Below are 17,238 nucleotides of genomic sequence, written 5' to 3' on the forward strand. Positions count from 1 at the left end.
GCAGGAAGGCGGCAGGAGACTTCCATGAACCACTCGATCTACAGCGCCGATCGGACGACGCACCTGAAGATTGTGGTTGTGGCTCTGGTGGCCGGTATTCTGGTCGCTGGCTTCGGGATCACGGCGCACAACTCGTCGGACGAGGGTTACACCCAGACGGCGCGTATCGTGAAGGCCGGCAAGCCGGTTGCGATCACGAGCTCGAGCAACTCGCTAGTTCGCTAGCAGAGAGGTTTGCTAACAGGAGAATTTACGGAATTCACGTGGCTCTTTACAGCCCCCCAAAGTCGCTACGTGGATATTTAAGACCCCCAACTACCCCCAAGTTGACTATCGAAAACGCCCGCTCCCCACGGGCGTTTTCTTTTTGTGCGGAGCGCTGAGGCGCGTCCGGGCCGGTCAATCTCGGTCGCGCTACGGTGCCGAGCCAGCAGGTGCGACGGAGAGATCGAAGAATGTCTCGGCCGCTGGTGCGCATGCGTCGGCGCATGTCAGATGGATCGACATCGTCATGTCGAAGCCGCGCGGCAGATCGGCGAATGACACGGTTCGCGGCTTGATCCGCGCGAGACTGGCTTGCACGACGGCCAGACCAAGACCGGCGCCGACCATTTCCAGCACGGCCAGGGGATCGGCGGCTTCATAGCGAATGTCCGGCTCGAAGCCCGCAGCGCGGCATGCCTCGACCAGTTCGCTTCGTCCTCCGGCGGCGCCCGATCCCGGCCACGCGATGAATTTTGCCTTGCTCAGTTCGCGCGCCGATGGCGCTGCACCGTATTTGCTTGCCCTGGGGACGGCGAGCTTGAATGCTTCCTGGTAGATCAGCTTCGATCGCACCGGCTCGTCCTGGCCCGGGCGGGCGTGTGCGAATCCGATATCGATCTCGCGGGCAACAAGCTGTCGGTGCTGATCGTGCGACCGCACGTTCTTCAGCTCGATCTCGACATCCGGCACGCGTTGAGCATGCGCCCTCAACCACCGCGCCAGGACGCCGGCATGCAGCGCTCCGGCGACATAGCCGATCACCAGCGAGCCGGCCGATCCCGTTGCGATCGCACGCGCGCGGCCCTCCACCCTTGCGCCATGCGACAGCAGCGCCTTCGCTTCAACGAGAAAATCACGTCCCGCAGCGGTCAGCTTGAGCCGCTTCTTGGATCGCTGGAACAGCATGATGCCAAGATCGGCTTCGAGGCATTGAATCTGCCGGCTGAGCGGCGACTGCGTCAGATGCAGCAATCTAGCCGCCCGTCCGACGTTCTCCAGCTCCGCGACGGCGACGAAGTATCTGAGCCTTTGAAGATCGAGCATCAGTCCTTCCCGGTCTCAACTGGGTCCAAATACGCATTGGACAGGACTATAGCCGGTCAGCCATCTGGAAGTCGATGAGGCACGCTGGCTGATCAGCGGAGCCCTGACTCATGGGAGACGTTCTGGTGGCACTCACAAAGTTTGGTTTCGTCGTGACCGGCGGCGGGCTCGACCCGACCCGACACCGTAGCGTGATGAAATCCGATCGTTTCGAGATGATCGCGATCGGCGTCAGCGAGCCGTCGCAAGGCGTCGGGGTCGCCGAGCAACTGGTCGCGGAGGGCGTTCAATTGCTCGAGCTGTGCGGCGGCTTCGGTCCGATCTGGACAGCGCGCGTGATCGAGGCGATCGGCGGCAAGATACCGGTGGGCTCCGTCGGATATGGCCCGGAGGCGATCACGCCCATGCACGAGCTGTTCCGCGATTGAAGCCGACGGATGCGCAGCGCGCAGCCTGAATGATCCGGATCGGTGGCTCCGCTTGGAGCTACCGCTGCGGACGACATCGAAAGCACCCGCACGCCACCGGCGTTTTCCTGTTCGGATCGACCGGCAGGTCACGGCTGAAGCAGATTATCGATGCAGCGCCGCAGCAGCATCGAGAGCTGTTCGATCTCCGCGCTCTTCAACGAATTGGTCATCCGCTCCTCGATCGCGGCGACGGCCGCATGCGCCCTTCCAAGCACGCTGCGCCCCGAACGGGTCAGTTCGCTGCGCAGGATCCGGCCGTGCAACGGATCGGCGCTGCGCCGAAGCAGGCCGTCGCGCTCGAGATTAGCAACGATGCCCTGCATCGATTGCGGGGTCACGAAGGCTGCGCGCGCCAGCGCCGCATTTGAAATGCCGGGGTCCAGATCGACGGCGACGAGGACTGCGAATTGCGGCGCGGTGATGCCGAGCGGTCGGATCGCGTCATCGACCCGCAATCTCAGCGCGTGCTGCGCGAGCTTGATGGTGTATCCCAGCGCGGCGGAAACCGGCGCCGGCATTCCGGTCGGGCTTGACATATCAGGTCCCTGATATAATATATAAGGAAGCTGATATTATGGCTTGCCTGCTGCTTTGGCAATCGTGGGGCATTGCCCGGCTTTGCCGATACACCCACTGACGCGGGAGAAGACCGTGAAGCGTCCACCAAGAGTCATCATCGTCGGGGCCGGAACTGGCGGGCTCTGCCTGGCGCACGGCTTGAAGTCGGACGGCGTCGACGTCGAGGTGTTCGAGCGCGACCATTCGCCGACCGATCGCCAGGGTGGTTATCGGCTGAGCATCAGCGCGACCGGCGCTGCCGCGCTTCGCGATTGCTTGCCGGCAAGGCTGTTCGACAGGCTGGTTGCAAACTCCGCCGACCCGAGCCAGGGCATCACGTTCGTCGATCATCGGTTGCACCGTCTGCTGGCAATCGACTTCCCGCACAGCGACCGCCGCGATCCCGACGCGGAGCGCCCGATCACGCGCACCGCACTTCGTCGCATCCTGCTCGACGGTCTCGATGCCATCACCCATTTCGGCAAGACGTTCTCCGGCTTCGCCGATGGCCCGGACGGGTCCGTCATCGCGCATTTCGAGGACGGCAGCACCGCGGCGGGCGATGTCGTGGTCGGCGCAGACGGCGCGGCCTCCCGCGTACGCCGAGAGCTGCTGCCGCAGGCCCGCCGGGTCGAAACGGACGTCCTCGCCATCAACGGCAAGTTCGCGCTCGACGACGACAACCGGGCGGCAATTCCAGCCCCCATCCTGCGCGGACCGACACCGGTGCTCGGCCCGGGTGGCGGCTTTCTGTTCGCGAATGCCGTCGAGTACCGCCACGCCGAGGACGATCTACTGGCCGACCCGGATGTTTCCCCGATCGAACGGCAGGCATTCGTGATGTGGGGCTTCTCCGCCCGGCGTCGGGCGTTCGCGTCCGTCGACCTCAACGAGCTCGACGGCAATGGATTGAAGAACGTCGTGCGCTCGCGGATGGAAATCTGGCACCCCTCGCTCAGGCGCCTGGTCGAAATGGCTGATCCATCCACGATCTCGGCATTCGCGGTGAAGACTTCGGTTCCGATCGACCACTGGGCTACGCGCAACGTGACGTTGCTGGGCGACGCTCTACACAATATGACCCCGTTTCGCGGAACCGGTGCCAACACCGCGTTGCGCGGGGCGGCGGTGCTCCGCACGGCCCTTTCGGCCTGGGTCCGCGGCGAGCAGGAGCTGATCCCCGCGCTGGCGCATTATGAGCGCGAGATGATCGAATACGGCTTTGGTGCCGTTCGAACGTCGCTTGCTGATATGGAGCGCTTCCATGCCGAAGGCGGGCTGGCGCGGTTTCGCGTCAAGGCGGCGCTGCGGGCCGCCGACTGGATTCCGTCGCTCAAGGCACGGCTTCAGCGCGGCCGCTGACCGCAGTCAGCGCGGCGTGCCCGAACCGGACGGCACGGTCTCGATCAGCTTGCCAGTGAAGATCGGCGCCGAAGTCGGCTGCCCGCTCGGCGAGCCACCGGCCTGCTCGACCGTCACCGCGTAGGTCGCGCCATCGATCACGTCGGGGTCGTAGCCCGAGAGCACCGGACGCGTGGTGAAATCGTCAGCGCCGATCACGCCGAGCGAGCGCGGTTGCGGCAGCTTGTCGGAGATCAGCCAGAGCTCGAAGCTCTTGCCGGGCTCGGACGCCGCGCCGACCTTGCGGACGGTGAAGTTCTTGGTCGCGCCATCGATGGTCAGGATGAAGGCCGGCCCGCCATTCTGGCCCTGCAACAGCGCGACATATTGCGCCGACGGCACGAAAGCCGGCGCCGGCGTCTTCACTTCGACGGTCTGGATCCGCGGCTTCGGCCGGATCGCGTTCGGCAGGGCATCGGGCCGGTAGACCTGCAAGCCGAGCGTGACCAGCAGCGCAGCCGCGATCGCGGTCGCGGCCGAGGCGATGCCGCGCCAGCGCTTCACCCGACCGGCAAGCGCGATCACATTGCCGTCGTCGACGACGGCCGGCTGCCGGATCTCCGCAGGCGCGACGTCCGGCACCTCCGCGGGCGGCGGTGGCGGCGAGATCGGCGGCGCCTCGGGCAGCATGAGCGGCGCCTGCGCCACGCCGCCGTGACCGATCGCGGCCTTGATGTTCTCCCAGACGGCCGGACCAGGCTCGACCAGGCCGACCATCTGGTTGAGCGGACCGAGCCTGAACTCCCAGGCCTGCACGAGGGCGGCGAACTCGGTGTCGACCGCCATCATGGTCTCGACCTGCGTACGCTCCTCGGCATCGAGTGTACCGAGTGCATATTCCGCGGCGAGCGCGATATGGTCTTCGCTATAGGCCATCAATCAGAGTCCAAGACACTCCCGGATATCCATCAGGCTGCGACGCAGCCAGGTCTTCACCGTGTTGACCGGCGTTTCGAACTTTGCGGCAAGCTGCTCGCGGCTCCAGCCGTTGTAATAGGCGAGCAGCACGAGCTTCTGACGATCAGGTTCCAGACGACCGACGCACTCCAGCAACCGCTTCAACTCTTCCGTCATTTCCCGACGCGCCAGCGGATCGGGCGAGTCTGCGGCGACTTCCATCGCCGCCGGCTCCTCTTCGAGCGAGGTTTCGCCGCGCTTGCGCACCACGTCGATGGCGCGGTTGCGCGCGATCGACGTCATCCACGTGATCGGAGAAGACAGGGCTGGGTTGAACTGCCCGGCGCTGTTCCAGATCTTGACGTAAGCCTCCTGAATGACCTCCTCGGCGAGGTCCTGTCGCCGCAAGATACGGAGCACGACGCCAAAGAGTTTCGAGCGTGTCGCGGCGTACAGCCGCTCGAAGGCGGCCTCATCCCCCTTCGCGACGGCGGCGATCAGCCAGACCAGCTCAGCCGGCGTCAGCATCTTGCGCCCTCCAAGCCTGTATCCCCCATCGCTTCATTGCCACCGTGTCGCCGATCATCGCCTGAACCGGTGGTAGCATATTTTGCGACACCACGATCCGCCAAGTGGCCTGGCTTGTGGACAGCGCCAAACAAAAAGCCCGGGCGAACGGCCCGGGCTCTCATCTGGTCGAAGGTAGAGGCCTGCCTCAGGCGATGACGCCGAGGCGGGCGCGCATCAGGCCGATCGAATCCATGTCCGCCTGTTCGCGGGCGGTCTCTTCGGCGCGCTCACGTGCCTGGTCGCGCTCGTCGAGCAGCTCGACCTTCTTCAGTTCCTCGAAGGCTTCCGACAGCAGCGCCTTGGCGTCATCGAGCTGGGCGCGCAGTTCGTCGGCCGAGCGGGTCAGGTTTTCGCGGCGCTGGATCGCTGCCTTGGCATAGGTGGGATAGGCGAAATGCGTGGGGTCGTTGATCCCGGCGCGCTCCTGCTCGGTCTGGATCTCGCGCTCGAGCTCGACCGACATGCGCTGGAAGTCGGCGATCATGCCTTCGATCTGGGTAACCCGGCGGCGCTTTTCATCGACCTGAAATTTCTTCAGGCGGATCAGCGTTTCACGTGACTTCATCGACTCATACTCCCCAGAAGTCCCCATTCTGAACGCGGGACAGAACCGGCTCCCCCCTGGGCCCCGCCGGCATAGCTATGGTGTGCCGGGGATGATGGCCTGACAAAGTTAGCGTTCCGTTTCCAAACCCGACAGGATTTGAGCCAGTTGCCGGTAGCCGTCGTCCAGGCTGGTCGCCTCGTCCTTGGCCTGGCGCAGGAAGCTTTCCAGCGGCTCATGCAGCCGGATCGCCTCGTCGACCTCGGGACTGGAACCCGGCCGGTAGGCACCGAGCCGGATCAGTTCCTCCATGTCGGCATAGGTCGCCATCACCTGCCGCGCCTTGGTGATGAAGGGCAGGAAGTTGGGGTCGGCGGCGCGCGGCATGGTGCGCGAGACCGATTTGAGGATGTTGACCGCGGGATAGCGGCCGCGCTCGGCGATCGCCCGCTGCATCACAATATGACCGTCGAGGATGCCGCGCACCGCGTCCGCGATCGGCTCATTGTGATCGTCGCCATCGACCAGCACCGTGAAGATCGCGGTGATGGTGCCGTCGCCAGTGCCCGGCCCTGCCCGCTCCAGCAGTTTCGGCAATTCGGTGAACACGGTCGGCGTGTAGCCTTTCGCGGTCGGCGGCTCGCCGGCCGAGAGCCCGATCTCGCGCTGCGCCATCGCAAAGCGCGTCACCGAATCCATCAGGCACAGCACGTCCTGGTCCTCGTCGCGGAAATACTCGGCGATGGCGAGCGTGAGGTACGCCGCCTGGCGCCGCATCAGCGCCGGCTCGTCCGATGTCGCGACCACCACGACCGAGCGCGCCAGCCCCTCCTCGCCGAGATCCTCCTGGAGGAACTCCTGCACCTCGCGGCCGCGCTCGCCGATCAGGCCGATCACCGAGATCGCCGCATCGACGTTGCGCGCCAGCATCGACAGCAGTACCGACTTGCCGACGCCCGAGCCGGCGAAGATGCCGAGCCGCTGGCCGCGGCAGCAGGTCAGGAAAGTGTTAAGGCCGCGCACGCCGAGATCGAGCGGCGGACCGACCCGCTTGCGCGAATGCGCCGGCGGCGGCGAGTTGCGGTAGGGCATCGGCGAGGCGCCCTGCACCAGCGGCCCCTTGCCGTCGATCGGCTCGCCCATCGCGTTGACGACGCGACCGAGCCAGGCCGGCGACGGCCGCACCTGGCTCGCCGCATTGGCGATGACGGCGCGGCAACCCCGCCTGACGCCATCGAGCCCGCCGAACGGCATCACCACCGCGTTCTCGCCGGAGAAGCCGATCACTTCGGCCGGGATGAAGCGGCCGGCGCCGACGTCGATCACGATGCGCGCGCCGACCGACATCGCGTGGATGGGTCCGGCGATCTCGACCATGAGCCCGCGAACGCCGACGACGCGGCCATAAATATTGACTCCGTCGATGTCGCCTATCTGCTCCGCGAGCGCCTTCATTGCGAAAACCTTAAGTTTCCGCAATTTTGCGGCGGCCGCTTAACTTCGTGTTTACCCGCATCATTAATCATTGCGTCACTGTCTTTGGTGACTGAGGTCGCTTGCCCATCAGAAGAAGGGCGAGTCGCGAGAGTCGGTTAGGCCCGGCTCTTAATGTGGAATCTGAACGAGAGCGGGTAGGAAAAGCTTCTTCTACGCAATATCTTAGGGCGATTCGACAAAAATTGCACGGTTAGAGCTTGCGCAGAGGAATCAGTTTTTGTTAACCATATCTCGTCAGGATCCGAATCAGTTGTCAAAGGCGTTTTGTGAGTGCCGCAAGTGCGGCCGACCTGACGCCCGGAGCGGCGACTATAGGGGACTGGCATGCGCGTTTTGCTGATTGAAGATGACAGCGCCGTCGCGCAGTCGATCGAATTGATGCTCAAGTCCGAGAGTTTCAACGTCTACACGACGGACCTCGGCGAAGAGGGCGTCGATCTCGGCAAACTTTACGACTACGACATCATCCTTCTCGACCTGAACCTGCCCGACATGTCCGGTTACGACGTGCTCAAGCAGCTCCGGGTGTCGAAGATCAAAACCCCCATTCTGATCCTCTCCGGCCTCGCCGGCATCGAGGACAAGGTCAAGGGTCTCGGCGTCGGCGCCGACGATTACATGACCAAGCCCTTCCACAAGGACGAACTGGTCGCCCGCATCCATGCGATCGTGCGCCGCTCCAAGGGTCACGCCCAGTCGGTCATCCAGACCGGCGATCTCGTGGTCAATCTCGACACCAAGACGGTCGAGGTCGGTGGCCAGCGCGTGCACCTGACCGGCAAGGAATACCAGATGCTGGAGCTGCTCTCGCTCCGCAAGGGCACCACCCTCACCAAGGAAATGTTCCTCAACCATCTCTACGGCGGCATGGACGAGCCGGAGCTGAAGATCATCGACGTCTTCATCTGTAAGCTGCGCAAGAAGCTCGCCAACGCCTCCGAGGGCCGCAATTTCATCGAGACCGTGTGGGGCCGCGGCTATGTGCTGCGCGAGCCGCACGAGGCCGACGAACGCATTCCCGCCTGACGCTTTCTACAGCAAACCTCCTCAACCCCGCCGCAAATGGCGGGGTTTTTGTTTGCGATGTCACGCCACCGGGACCGTGGTCAGGGCGGCGAGGAGATCCGCGCCCTTCGGCACGCCAAGCCCGGTGCAGGCGCTCCAGCCAGGGCCGGCATCGTAGCCCTTGCCGCCGACGCGGTTGTTGCCCTGCTCGACCGCACGGAAAGCGTCGGGGTTGGAATAAAGTGCCGCGTTGAGAAAGCCGATCTGCTCGCCGCGCGCGGCGACAGCCATGGCGACGAGGGCGGCCCATAGCGGTGTCGCGGCGCTGGTCCCGCTCATCGCCATCGGTTGACCGTTGACGATGATGCGATAGCCCGGGCTTGCCGCGGCCGCGCAGGCGACATCAGGAACGCCGCGCCGGATCGCGCCGTCGTTCTGCGATTTCGGCAGTGTCAGGTGCGATTGATAGTCGGGCACGGGAAACGCGTCGCTGATGCCGCCGCCGGTGCCGATCGTGCCCGCGTTCCAGACCGCGTCCGCCGCGGCCGACCCATTGCCCGCGGCAGGTCCTGGCTGCGTGCCGCCGCAGCTCGTCGCATAGGGGCTCGAGGCGGGAAACCAGACGTGGACCTTGCCGTCGGTCAGGCCGCTGGTTGCGAGCTGGTCGCCGGAGGCGAACAGCACGCTGACGCGCAGCCGCGCGGCATCGGCGAGGACCGCCTGCATCGCGTCGCGCCCCGGCTCGGTCCAGAATTTTTCGGCGCTGCCCCAGCTGACCGAGATCACCTGAGGCGCATGCTGTTCATCGAACACCGCTTGATGGATCGCCTCGGTCAGACCGGCGGCGGAATTCTCGGCGAAGTAAACCACGATCTTGCTGTTCGGCAGCAGGCCGGCAAGCACCTGGAGATCGAGCGCAAGCTCCTGATCGGCGACATCGCTGGTGCCGAGCCCGTTGTCATTGCCGGTCGGCGGGACATTGACGACGACCGGCGGCTGCCGGTTCATGCCGGCCAGCGCCGCGGCGAGATCGCTTTCGAGATAGCCGCCGCCGAGGGCTATGATGCCGACGCTGATCGACGACACGTCGCGATCCAACGGAATGCCGTAGCGGGCCGCGATGTCGGTCGGCCACAGCCCGCTGCCGGCATCCGGGCCGCCACGGGCCCGCAGCAGCGGCCGCGTGGTGCGGAGCGGCCGCTGATCGAAGCCGAGAATGGCGCGGGTCCACGGCGCGATCTCGGCCGGCACCGTCAGGGCGCCGACGCGCGCACGAAACACGTGCTCGCCATCACGATAGGTACGAAGCGTCGCGCCGAAGGTCTCGGCCATCTGCCTCGCCGTGCCTTCAAGCACCACCGTGCGTGCGACGAGATCGGTGGCGACGACGGTGAAGCCCCGCTCCGCCGCCAGTCGTGTGATCCGCGCGGCGGCGCTGGCATGGCTGCGATGGCGCTGCGTCGCGAGCTCATGCCGGGTGACCGGTTTGGCGAGCCGGGCCAGGTCACCGGCGCTACCCGGCGCGAACGCGTCGGGGGTGCGCCGCTTGACATAGACCACGACGGTGATCCGCTCGTCGGGATCGACATCGCCGACCAGCGTCGCGCCTTCGGGCGCGGCGCGGTTGCTGCCGGCAAGCGGAACCCTGCGCTCGGAGGTGCCCGCCATCAACGCGGTCTCACTTGCCGCCGCATGGTGTCGGCTGCACCGGATTTTGCGTATCATCATACGCGCAGAACGGAATCGACCAGACGAAGTCGGCCGCAGTCGCGATCTGCGTGAGACCGGGCTTGCCTTCGAAGATCGGCGGCTGGCTCGAGAACTTCCAGTACCATTCCGGCAGCAGCGGTCCGAGCGGAGCGACCGGGCCATTGGGGCCGAACGACAAGAATCCGGCCTGCGACGACGGCGTGCCGTCCGCCTTGAAGGCCGCGCGACCGTGGCAGGTGATGCAGGACGACGTCGCGACGAAGCCGTCCTCGGTGACGGAATTGCCGACCCTGATATCGAGCCCGACATTGTCGGTGAAATCGACCTGGGAGCCCTTCAGGCAGTAATTGTTGTAGACCGGATCGATGTCCGCGCTCGACAGCATCGCCGCCAATGCCGGCGTCTTCACGCAATCCGGATAGCCCTGGCCGGCGGTACGGTTGGACGGCACGAACGCGGTCTGCGCGCCGAAACCATCGCGGCAACCGATGATATCGCAGCGGCTCGGATTGAAGCGGTGCTCGAACGTCGCCCAGGTCCAGTTCGGCACCTGCTTGCTGATCACATGCATCGAGACCAGGGCGTATTGCACGCCGCCCGCGCTGTTGACGTGATAGAGCTGCGGCGCCTGCGCCACCGTCACCTTGTTGTTGGTGAATTGCGGGATGTCGCTGACCGGCACCCAGTTGCCCTTCACCTCGACCGAATCGACCGGGAACGACAGCGTCTTGCCGAATGCGGCCTTCACGCCCGACAGCTTGTAGAGGTTGTTCTGAACGATGAAGTCGAACGTCGGCTTGTTGTGACGGGTTTCCTCCATCTGCCCCTGCGCGACCCCCGGCGGCAGCGCCGGCAGCAAGCCGCCGCTCTGCTGCACGCCTTCGCGCGCCACCTGCGGCAGGATCGCCGGACGCAGCGCCGGCGGTGTCGCGGCGGCGGGAAACTGCGGATTGGGCTGGAACAGATCGGTATCGCTCGCCCAGGTCTCGAATGTCGAATTGCTGCCGCCGGCACGCGTGTTGGCCTGGATGAAGAGCTGCCAGGCCACCTGATCCGGCGCGGTCATCGCGGGATTTGGCGGCGACTGCGCCACGGCGGGAAGGGCGGGAAGGATGAACAGACCACAGACGAGCAGCGTATCGATCGACCTTCTCATCTTTGCTCTCCAAGTTGGCTCAAGGTTGGAATCCGTCTCCCATCCAGCTCGCATAGAGATCGAGCGAGTCCTGCGACCATCGGTGACCAGGCGGCATGAAGCCGGATGACAGCGCGGCGAAGACGCGGCGCGCATTGGCATGATCGGGAAAGTCGTCATTGCCGGCCGGATCGCAGACCCAACTGGCGTCGCCGAGCCGAACGCCCTTCGGCGTCATGCAGGCGATGTCGCCCGGTCGAAACATCGGCAGGATGTCATTGCCAAAACTCGTCGTCATCGGGATCACCGAACCCATTCGCGACACGTACTTTTAGTTGCATACCGTATAGACGACTATCGATATGCCCGTTGTGAAGCGGCTCACATCCTCGCGCAGCAATTTTTCGGCGGTCGTGCCCCCATGTCGATGTCGACAAGTCCGCGCCGGATCGAACCGGCGCTTCGCGAACTGCGACCAATCAGCTATAGGATGACGATCTGGGGCAATTCGGGCGCATCACATGATCCTGCAATCCCTCGCCGGCCTGCCGGCCTTCCTGGTCTATTTCTGTACGGCGCTGATCGCCGTGGTCGCCTACCTGTTCGTCTACACGCGCGTCACGCCGCATGACGAATTCCAGCTGATCCGCGACAATGATCCGGCGGCGGCGATCGCGCTCGGCCTCAGCCTGCTCGGCTTCGTGCTGCCGGTGGTCAGCGCGATCGCCCATTCCGCCAATGTGGTGGACTGCCTGATCTGGAGCATCATCGCGCTGATCGTGCAGATCATCGTCTATTACATCGTGAAGATCCCGGTACCGAACCTCTCGGCGCGGATCGCCTCCGGCGAGATGGCCGCTGCGATCTGGCTCGGGCTGTCCTCGCTGGCGGCCGGCGCGCTGAACGCGGCCTGCATGATCTACTGAGCCATTGAGCCGAACCATGGCGCGCAAACCCAACCCGGAATTCGGCAAGCGGCGACCGGTGGTGCCGGCGGTGCCGCTGCCACCGGATCCGCCTTCCAAGCGCTCGAGCCATGTCGCGCTGCTGGTGATGGGCACGCTCGCGGTCGGCGGCGGCGCCTATGCGCTGATGCCGCGACAGAACTGTCAGCCTGTGCAGCCGACCCCGCCGGGCGTGACCACGCCGGGCGGCGCCGTGCCGCAACCCGGCGCCGATTGCGCGCCGCGCGGTTCGTCGTCCGGATCGGGCGGCGGCTCGTCGCATACCAGCTTCTATAGCAGCGGCTCCTCGTCGAGCGGCTCGTCATCCTCATCCGGTTCGTCGTCGAGCTCGTCGGTGAGCCGCGGCGGCTTCGGCTCGTTCGCGCATGCGTTCGGCTTCGGCGGCGGCTGATGCACACTTTGACGTGTCGTCGCGCGCTTTCACTTGCCCGATGATCGGGCCTGATGGACACTTGCGGCGGCTCCGCCGATGACAGGAATTGCGTCGATGAAACGCTCGCGCCGCGTCTGGCTGAAATTGATGGGAAGTGTCGCGATCGGCGCGGCAGCGATGGGCTTGCCTCCGGCCGATGCCCGCAGCCACCACCATGCAGGGCGTGGACGGAAGAAAAAGCCCGAGCAATTGTCGCCTGCCGGCGGCTTCGGTGGTGCACCGCGGAGCTTCGCCCACGATGGCGATAGCGGTCACCGACATGGTGGCGGCTGACACCAGGCTGACGCGGTTCAAGAGATCACGGACCCCTTCATGCAACGTATCGCATGTCCCGAACGCGACGATTGGCAGACGACTGCCGAGAATGCCGGCTTCACCTTCCACACCATCGACGGCGAACGCTACTGGGACGAGCGCGCCTATTACGCCTTCACGCTCGACGAAATCGAGCGCGACATCGAGGCGCCGACCGGCGAGATCGAGGCGATGTGTCTCGAGCTCGCCGGCCGTGCCGTCGGCGATGAACGCCAGTTGCGGCGGCTGAAGATTCCGCAGGATCATTGGGATCTGATCGCAACAAGCTGGCGCCGCAAGGACCCCAGCCTGTACGGCCGGCTCGACCTCAAATACAGCGGCAGCGGCCCGGCCAAGCTGCTCGAATACAATGCCGACACCCCGACCTCGATTTTCGAGGCGGCGGTGTTTCAATGGACCTGGCTCGAGCAGGCGATCGCGCGCAACATCATCCCGAAGCGCGCCGACCAGTTCAACTCGATCCACGACCGGTTGATCGACACCTGGAAGAAGCTCGGCGCAACGCACCCACTGCACCTTACCGGTTTGACCGGAAATGCCGAGGACGCGGGCACGCTCGCCTATCTCGAGGACACCGCGGCGCAGGCCGGACTGAAGACCACGCTACTCGACATCGAGCAGGTCGGGCTGCGCAGCGACGGCCAGTTCGTCGATCTCGACGAACGCCCGATCGCGCTCGCGTTCAAGCTCTATCCGTGGGAGTGGATGTTTCACGACGCGTTCGGCAAGAATCTTGCGACCGCGCCGACGCGATGGATCGAGCCGCCGTGGAAGGCGATCCTCTCCAACAAGGGCATCCTGCCGCTGCTATGGGAGATGTTTCCGCGCCACCCCAATTTGCTGCCGGCCTATTTCGAGGACGACCCGCAGGCCGCCCAGCTCGGCAGCTCCTTTGTGCGCAAGCCGATCTATTCGCGCGAGGGCGCCAATGTCGAACTGGTCAGCGCCGGCCTCACGCTGGTTGCGGAGCAAGGTCCCTACGGCGCCGAAGGCTTCATCCGCCAGGCGCTGGCGCCGCTGCCGAATTTCTCCGGCCAGTATCCGGTGCTCGGCAGCTGGCTGGTCGACCACACGCCGTGCGGACTGTCGATCCGCGAGGACGAGAACCCGATCACCGGCAACACCTCGCGCTTCCTGCCGCACGCGATTCTCTAGCTGAGAACAGTTGGAGCAAACGCAGCTCTTTCACCGTCATCCTGAGGAGCGCGCAGCGCGTCTCGAAGGATGCACGGCCCGGCTGGTGGCCGTCGACCCTTCGAGACGCGCGCAAGAGCGCGCTCCTCAGGATGACGGGGAGAAACCCAGCTAGCCTTTGAGCTTGCGAGGGCTGAACTCACCGCGCAGCCGACGCGACCGCCTTCAGCACGTGCGGCGCGGCGCCGGCGCGGGCGACCGGCGCGATATTCGGCTGATAGAGCCCGCGGCGGTCGGGATAGGGCTTGAACAGGTTGGTGATGCCGACCACGGATTCCGCCGCGCCGAGCGCCAGCACGCCGTCCGGCTCCAGCATCCTGGCCACCTTGCCGAAAATGCCCGCCTTGGTCTGCTGATCGAAATAGATCAGCACGTTGCGGCAGAAGATCACGTCGAACGTGCCGAGATGCGAAAGATCTTGCAGCAGGTTGAGCTGGCGATGCTGCACCATGCTGCGGATATCGGCATTGAGCTGCCAGAGCTCGCCCTTCTGCGCGAAATACTTCACCAGCAGATGGATCGGCAGGCCGCGCTGCACCTCGAACTGGCTGAACAGGCCGGCCCTGGACTTCTCCAGCACCGCCTGCGACAGATCGGTGGCGACGATCTCGATCCGCCAGCCCGAGAACAGCGCGGTCATTTCCTTCAGCAGCATCGCGATCGAATACGGCTCCTGGCCGGTCGACGACGCCGCGCACCAGATCCGCAAGGCACGGCGCGCCGCGCGCGCCTGCGCAAGCGCCGGCAGCACCGCATCCTTCAGGTGATCGAACGGAATCTTGTCGCGAAAGAAGAAGGTCTCGTTGGTGGTCATGGCTTCGACCACTTCCGAGGTCAGCGGCTCGGCGCCGCCCTTCATCCGCTGCACGAGTTCGGGAATGCCATTGAGATTCGACCTGCGCGCCAGCGGCAGCAGGCGGCTCTCGACCAGATACTGCTTGTCGGCCGACAGATCGAGGCCGGAGCGTTCCTTCAGCAGCTTACGCAGATACTCGTAGTCCAGCGGCGTCACGAGCGGTCTCCGGCAAACACGCGAACGATCTTCGATGCGATCTGATTGAGCGGCAGCACGGCAGCGCAGATTCCGGCGTTGACCGCGGCACCGGGCATGCCCCACACCACGCTAGTGGCTTCGTCCTGCGCGATCACGCTGCCGCCAGCGGCGACGATGTCCTTGCCGCCGCGCATGCCGTCGGAGCCCATGCCGGTCAGGATCACCGACAGGATGCTGCCCTGCCAGACGTCGATCGCGGAGGTGAACATCGGATCCACCGCGGGCTTGCAGAAATTGACCGGCGGCCCGTCGTCGAGCGCGATCGTGGCATCGATGCCGTGGCGGGCGATGCGCATGTGGCGGCCGCCGGGCGCCAGATAGATCTGGCCCGGCTTGATGCTCTCGCCGTCAACAGCCTCGTGCGCCGGCCGCTTGCTCGCCCGCGCCAGGTGCTCGGCCAGGATGGTGGTGAAGGTCGGCGGCATGTGCTGGGTGATCAGCACCGGGTAGCGATCGATCACCGGCCCGATCTCGCCGACCAGCGTCATCAGCGCCTGCGGGCCGCCGGTCGAGGAGCCGATCAGCAACACTTTCGGCTGCAAGAGGCCGAACGGGCGGCGCACCGGCTGGGCCGGCGCGGCGGGCGCTACGCCTGGAGCCACAGCCCGCGGCTTGTCCTGTCCGGGCGCAAGCGGCGGGCTCACCGTGGTGTGCACCGTGCTGCGCCGCGCCTTGGCGCCGAGATGACGGATCTTCTGGATCAGGTCGTGGCGGAAGGTTTCCGCGGCGGTCGCCTCGCGCGTGCTCTCCGGCTTCGGAATGTAGTCGGCAGCGCCGAGCGAGAGCGCCTTCAGGCTGATCTCCGCGTTGCGACGGGTCAGCGTGGACGCCATGATGACGACGAGGTCGCGCTTCTTGGCCAAGAGCTGCGGCAACGCCGAGATGCCGTCGAGGTCGGGCATCTCGATGTCGAGCACCGCGACATCGGGATTGATGCGCTCGAGCTGGTTGACGGCGTCGAGGCCGGTGCGCAGCGAAGCCACGACCTCCATGTCGGGCTCGGCGCCGATCCAGCGCGATATCATTCCGCGGATGACGACGGAATCGTCGACCACCATCACCCGCACCTTGTCGGTACGGGTCGATGTCGGGACCGCAGCACTTGTCGACGCAACACTCATGACTTCACCAGCGACGCAACACGACGCACAACAACCGTTGAGCCGAAGGCTTCCGCCGCCGGATCAAACTCAGACCTAGAGCAAGCCGACTTCCTGGAACTTCGCGGTGACGATGTCACGGTCGAACGGCTTCATGATGTACTCGTTGGCACCGGCATGCAGCGCGCGGGCGATATGCGCGACGTCATTCTCGGTGGTGCAGAACACGACCTTGGGCTGATCGCCGCCGGGCATGCGACGGAGATTGCCGAGAAACTCGTAACCGTCCATCACGGGCATGTTCCAGTCGAGCAGCACCGCGTCCGGCAGCGCACGCTTGCAGACCTCGAGCGCCTTGGCGCCGTCTTCGGCCTCGACGATCTGGAAATCGAGCCCTTCAAGGATACGGCGGGCGACCTTGCGAATGACGCTGGAGTCATCGACCACAAGACACGTTCTCATTTGCGACCTCTACTTCCTCATCCCCGGTGGGATGTTTCAGTTCTTCAGTTCTATCGGCTTGTCTCACGCCGCCGTTTCAAGCGGCTTTGGCGTCAGGCACCAGTTCGAGCACGCGATCGACATCGAGGACGACCATGAGCTGTCCGTCGAGGCGATGGACGCCGCCGGCGAGCTTGGCCATGCGGGGATCGAGATTGACCGGGTTGTCCTGGCGGCTGTCGTCGGGCAGCCGCAGCACCTCGCCGATCTGGTCGATCAACAGGCCGTAGGATTCGCCGCGCTGGTCGACGCCGACCGCCATCGGCGGCTGGCCGTCGTCGGCCTTCGGCAGCCCGAGCCGGGCGCGCATGTCGATCACGGTGACGATGCGGCCGCGCAGGTTGAGCACGCCGGCGATCTCGCTGGTCGCCAGCGGCACCCGCGTCAGCCGCTCCGGCATGAACACGTCCTGCACCCGCGAGATCGGCAGCCCGAACAGCTGCCCGCCGATCACGGCGGTGACGTATTCGGCCATCGCGCCTTCGGTCGTCTCGGTCTTGGTCATCGCATCTGTTTCCTTCGAGCCCTTTGTTTGAGCATGATCTGATCGGAAAGCCGCTTCACACTTTTCCGGATCATGC

20 protein-coding genes are annotated in these 17,238 nt (G+C 65.2%); 7 read left to right on the top strand and 13 right to left on the bottom strand.

Translation table 11 applies throughout. The features are described 5' to 3' along the window. Positions 1-24 precede the first annotated feature (24 nt). A complete protein-coding gene (locus CWS35_RS35080; RefSeq protein ID WP_024583946.1) occupies positions 25-225 on the top strand; it encodes a hypothetical protein in 201 nt (66 codons plus the stop codon). A gap of 189 nt (positions 226-414) precedes the next feature. Here CWS35_RS35080 and CWS35_RS35085 read toward each other — a convergent pair whose 3' ends face one another. Continuing rightward, positions 415-1,308 (bottom strand): LysR substrate-binding domain-containing protein, encoded by an 894-nt coding sequence (locus CWS35_RS35085; RefSeq protein WP_100955670.1) that lies wholly within the window; start codon positions 1,306-1,308, stop codon positions 415-417. A 125-nt stretch (positions 1,309-1,433) separates the two neighbouring features. Here CWS35_RS35085 and CWS35_RS35090 point away from each other — a divergent pair, with 125 nt between their 5' ends. Beyond that, positions 1,434-1,736 carry a DUF6506 family protein gene (locus tag CWS35_RS35090; RefSeq protein WP_024583948.1) on the top strand — a complete coding sequence of 101 codons (303 nt, stop codon included), beginning with the start codon at positions 1,434-1,436 and terminating at the stop codon, positions 1,734-1,736. 128 nt (positions 1,737-1,864) lie between these two features. Here the strand turns inward: CWS35_RS35090 and CWS35_RS35095 are convergent, their stop codons facing one another. Next, entirely contained in the window at positions 1,865-2,314 is a 450-nt protein-coding gene (locus tag CWS35_RS35095) for a MarR family winged helix-turn-helix transcriptional regulator (RefSeq protein WP_210202748.1), read from the bottom strand. A gap of 115 nt (positions 2,315-2,429) precedes the next feature. Here CWS35_RS35095 and CWS35_RS35100 point away from each other — a divergent pair, with 115 nt between their 5' ends. Continuing rightward, positions 2,430-3,698 (top strand): NAD(P)/FAD-dependent oxidoreductase, encoded by a 1,269-nt coding sequence (locus CWS35_RS35100; protein ID WP_168226419.1) that lies wholly within the window; start codon positions 2,430-2,432, stop codon positions 3,696-3,698. Positions 3,699-3,704: 6 nt separating this feature from the next. Here the strand turns inward: CWS35_RS35100 and CWS35_RS35105 are convergent, their stop codons facing one another. From CWS35_RS35105 to fliI, 4 genes are all read right to left on the bottom strand, one after another. Next, on the bottom strand, positions 3,705-4,613 hold the full coding sequence (locus CWS35_RS35105) for an anti-sigma factor domain-containing protein (RefSeq protein WP_024583951.1): 909 nt from the start codon (positions 4,611-4,613) through the stop codon (positions 3,705-3,707). Positions 4,614-4,616: 3 nt separating this feature from the next. Next, complete coding sequence (locus CWS35_RS35110; RefSeq protein ID WP_024583952.1) at positions 4,617-5,162, bottom strand: sigma-70 family RNA polymerase sigma factor; 546 nt, start codon at positions 5,160-5,162, stop codon at positions 4,617-4,619. 187 nt (positions 5,163-5,349) lie between these two features. Further along, positions 5,350-5,769, bottom strand: a complete 420-nt coding sequence (gene fliJ / locus CWS35_RS35115; RefSeq protein ID WP_024583953.1) for a flagellar export protein FliJ — start codon at positions 5,767-5,769, stop codon at positions 5,350-5,352. A 108-nt stretch (positions 5,770-5,877) separates the two neighbouring features. After that, positions 5,878-7,203, bottom strand: coding sequence for a flagellar protein export ATPase FliI (gene fliI / locus CWS35_RS35120; RefSeq protein WP_100955673.1), 1,326 nt, complete (start codon positions 7,201-7,203; stop codon positions 5,878-5,880). 366 nt (positions 7,204-7,569) lie between these two features. On the opposite strand from fliI, the gene ctrA reads away from it, so the two are divergent. Further along, complete coding sequence (ctrA, locus tag CWS35_RS35125) at positions 7,570-8,271, top strand: response regulator transcription factor CtrA (protein ID WP_016848562.1); 702 nt, start codon at positions 7,570-7,572, stop codon at positions 8,269-8,271. Positions 8,272-8,331: 60 nt separating this feature from the next. Here the strand turns inward: ctrA and CWS35_RS35130 are convergent, their stop codons facing one another. The 3 genes from CWS35_RS35130 to CWS35_RS35135 are packed head-to-tail and all read right to left on the bottom strand — an operon-like array spanning position 8,332 to position 11,393. Next, positions 8,332-9,918: a S8 family serine peptidase gene (locus CWS35_RS35130; protein WP_168226420.1), complete on the bottom strand. Its 1,587-nt coding sequence runs from the start codon at positions 9,916-9,918 to the stop codon at positions 8,332-8,334. 10 nt (positions 9,919-9,928) lie between these two features. Next, positions 9,929-11,116 (bottom strand): hypothetical protein, encoded by a 1,188-nt coding sequence (locus CWS35_RS39720; RefSeq protein WP_168226421.1) that lies wholly within the window; start codon positions 11,114-11,116, stop codon positions 9,929-9,931. A 19-nt stretch (positions 11,117-11,135) separates the two neighbouring features. Next, positions 11,136-11,393, bottom strand: a complete 258-nt coding sequence (locus CWS35_RS35135) for a hypothetical protein (protein ID WP_145987261.1) — start codon at positions 11,391-11,393, stop codon at positions 11,136-11,138. A 223-nt stretch (positions 11,394-11,616) separates the two neighbouring features. Between CWS35_RS35135 and CWS35_RS35140 the strand changes: the two genes are divergently transcribed. The 3 genes from CWS35_RS35140 to CWS35_RS35150 all read left to right on the top strand — a co-directional run bounded on the left by CWS35_RS35140 (position 11,617) and on the right by CWS35_RS35150 (position 13,963). Continuing rightward, on the top strand, positions 11,617-12,021 hold the full coding sequence (locus CWS35_RS35140; protein ID WP_024583958.1) for a DUF350 domain-containing protein: 405 nt from the start codon (positions 11,617-11,619) through the stop codon (positions 12,019-12,021). 16 nt (positions 12,022-12,037) lie between these two features. Next, the gene (locus CWS35_RS35145; RefSeq protein WP_024583959.1) at positions 12,038-12,451 is read left to right on the top strand and encodes a hypothetical protein; all 414 of its coding nucleotides are present in this window, start codon (positions 12,038-12,040) and stop codon (positions 12,449-12,451) included. Positions 12,452-12,805: 354 nt separating this feature from the next. Continuing rightward, positions 12,806-13,963: a glutathionylspermidine synthase family protein gene (locus CWS35_RS35150; RefSeq protein WP_100955675.1), complete on the top strand. Its 1,158-nt coding sequence runs from the start codon at positions 12,806-12,808 to the stop codon at positions 13,961-13,963. A gap of 178 nt (positions 13,964-14,141) precedes the next feature. On the opposite strand, the gene CWS35_RS35155 is transcribed toward CWS35_RS35150, so the two are convergent. The 4 genes from CWS35_RS35155 to CWS35_RS35170 form a co-directional block, all read right to left on the bottom strand. Then, on the bottom strand, positions 14,142-15,014 hold the full coding sequence (locus tag CWS35_RS35155; RefSeq protein ID WP_100955676.1) for a protein-glutamate O-methyltransferase CheR: 873 nt from the start codon (positions 15,012-15,014) through the stop codon (positions 14,142-14,144). Then, the gene (locus tag CWS35_RS35160; RefSeq protein WP_100955677.1) at positions 15,011-16,177 is read right to left on the bottom strand and encodes a chemotaxis response regulator protein-glutamate methylesterase; all 1,167 of its coding nucleotides are present in this window, start codon (positions 16,175-16,177) and stop codon (positions 15,011-15,013) included. Before CWS35_RS35160 ends, CWS35_RS35155 begins: the two co-directional genes overlap by 4 nt. Before the next feature lie 75 nt (positions 16,178-16,252). Beyond that, a complete protein-coding gene (locus CWS35_RS35165) occupies positions 16,253-16,618 on the bottom strand; it encodes a PleD family two-component system response regulator (protein WP_024583963.1) in 366 nt (121 codons plus the stop codon). A gap of 76 nt (positions 16,619-16,694) precedes the next feature. Next, positions 16,695-17,162 carry a chemotaxis protein CheW gene (locus CWS35_RS35170; protein WP_100955678.1) on the bottom strand — a complete coding sequence of 156 codons (468 nt, stop codon included), beginning with the start codon at positions 17,160-17,162 and terminating at the stop codon, positions 16,695-16,697. Positions 17,163-17,238: the final 76 nt, after the last annotated feature.

Origin of the sequence: Bradyrhizobium sp. SK17 (genome assembly GCF_002831585.1) — a bacterium.
Classification (GTDB): Bacteria; Pseudomonadota; Alphaproteobacteria; order Rhizobiales; family Xanthobacteraceae; genus Bradyrhizobium.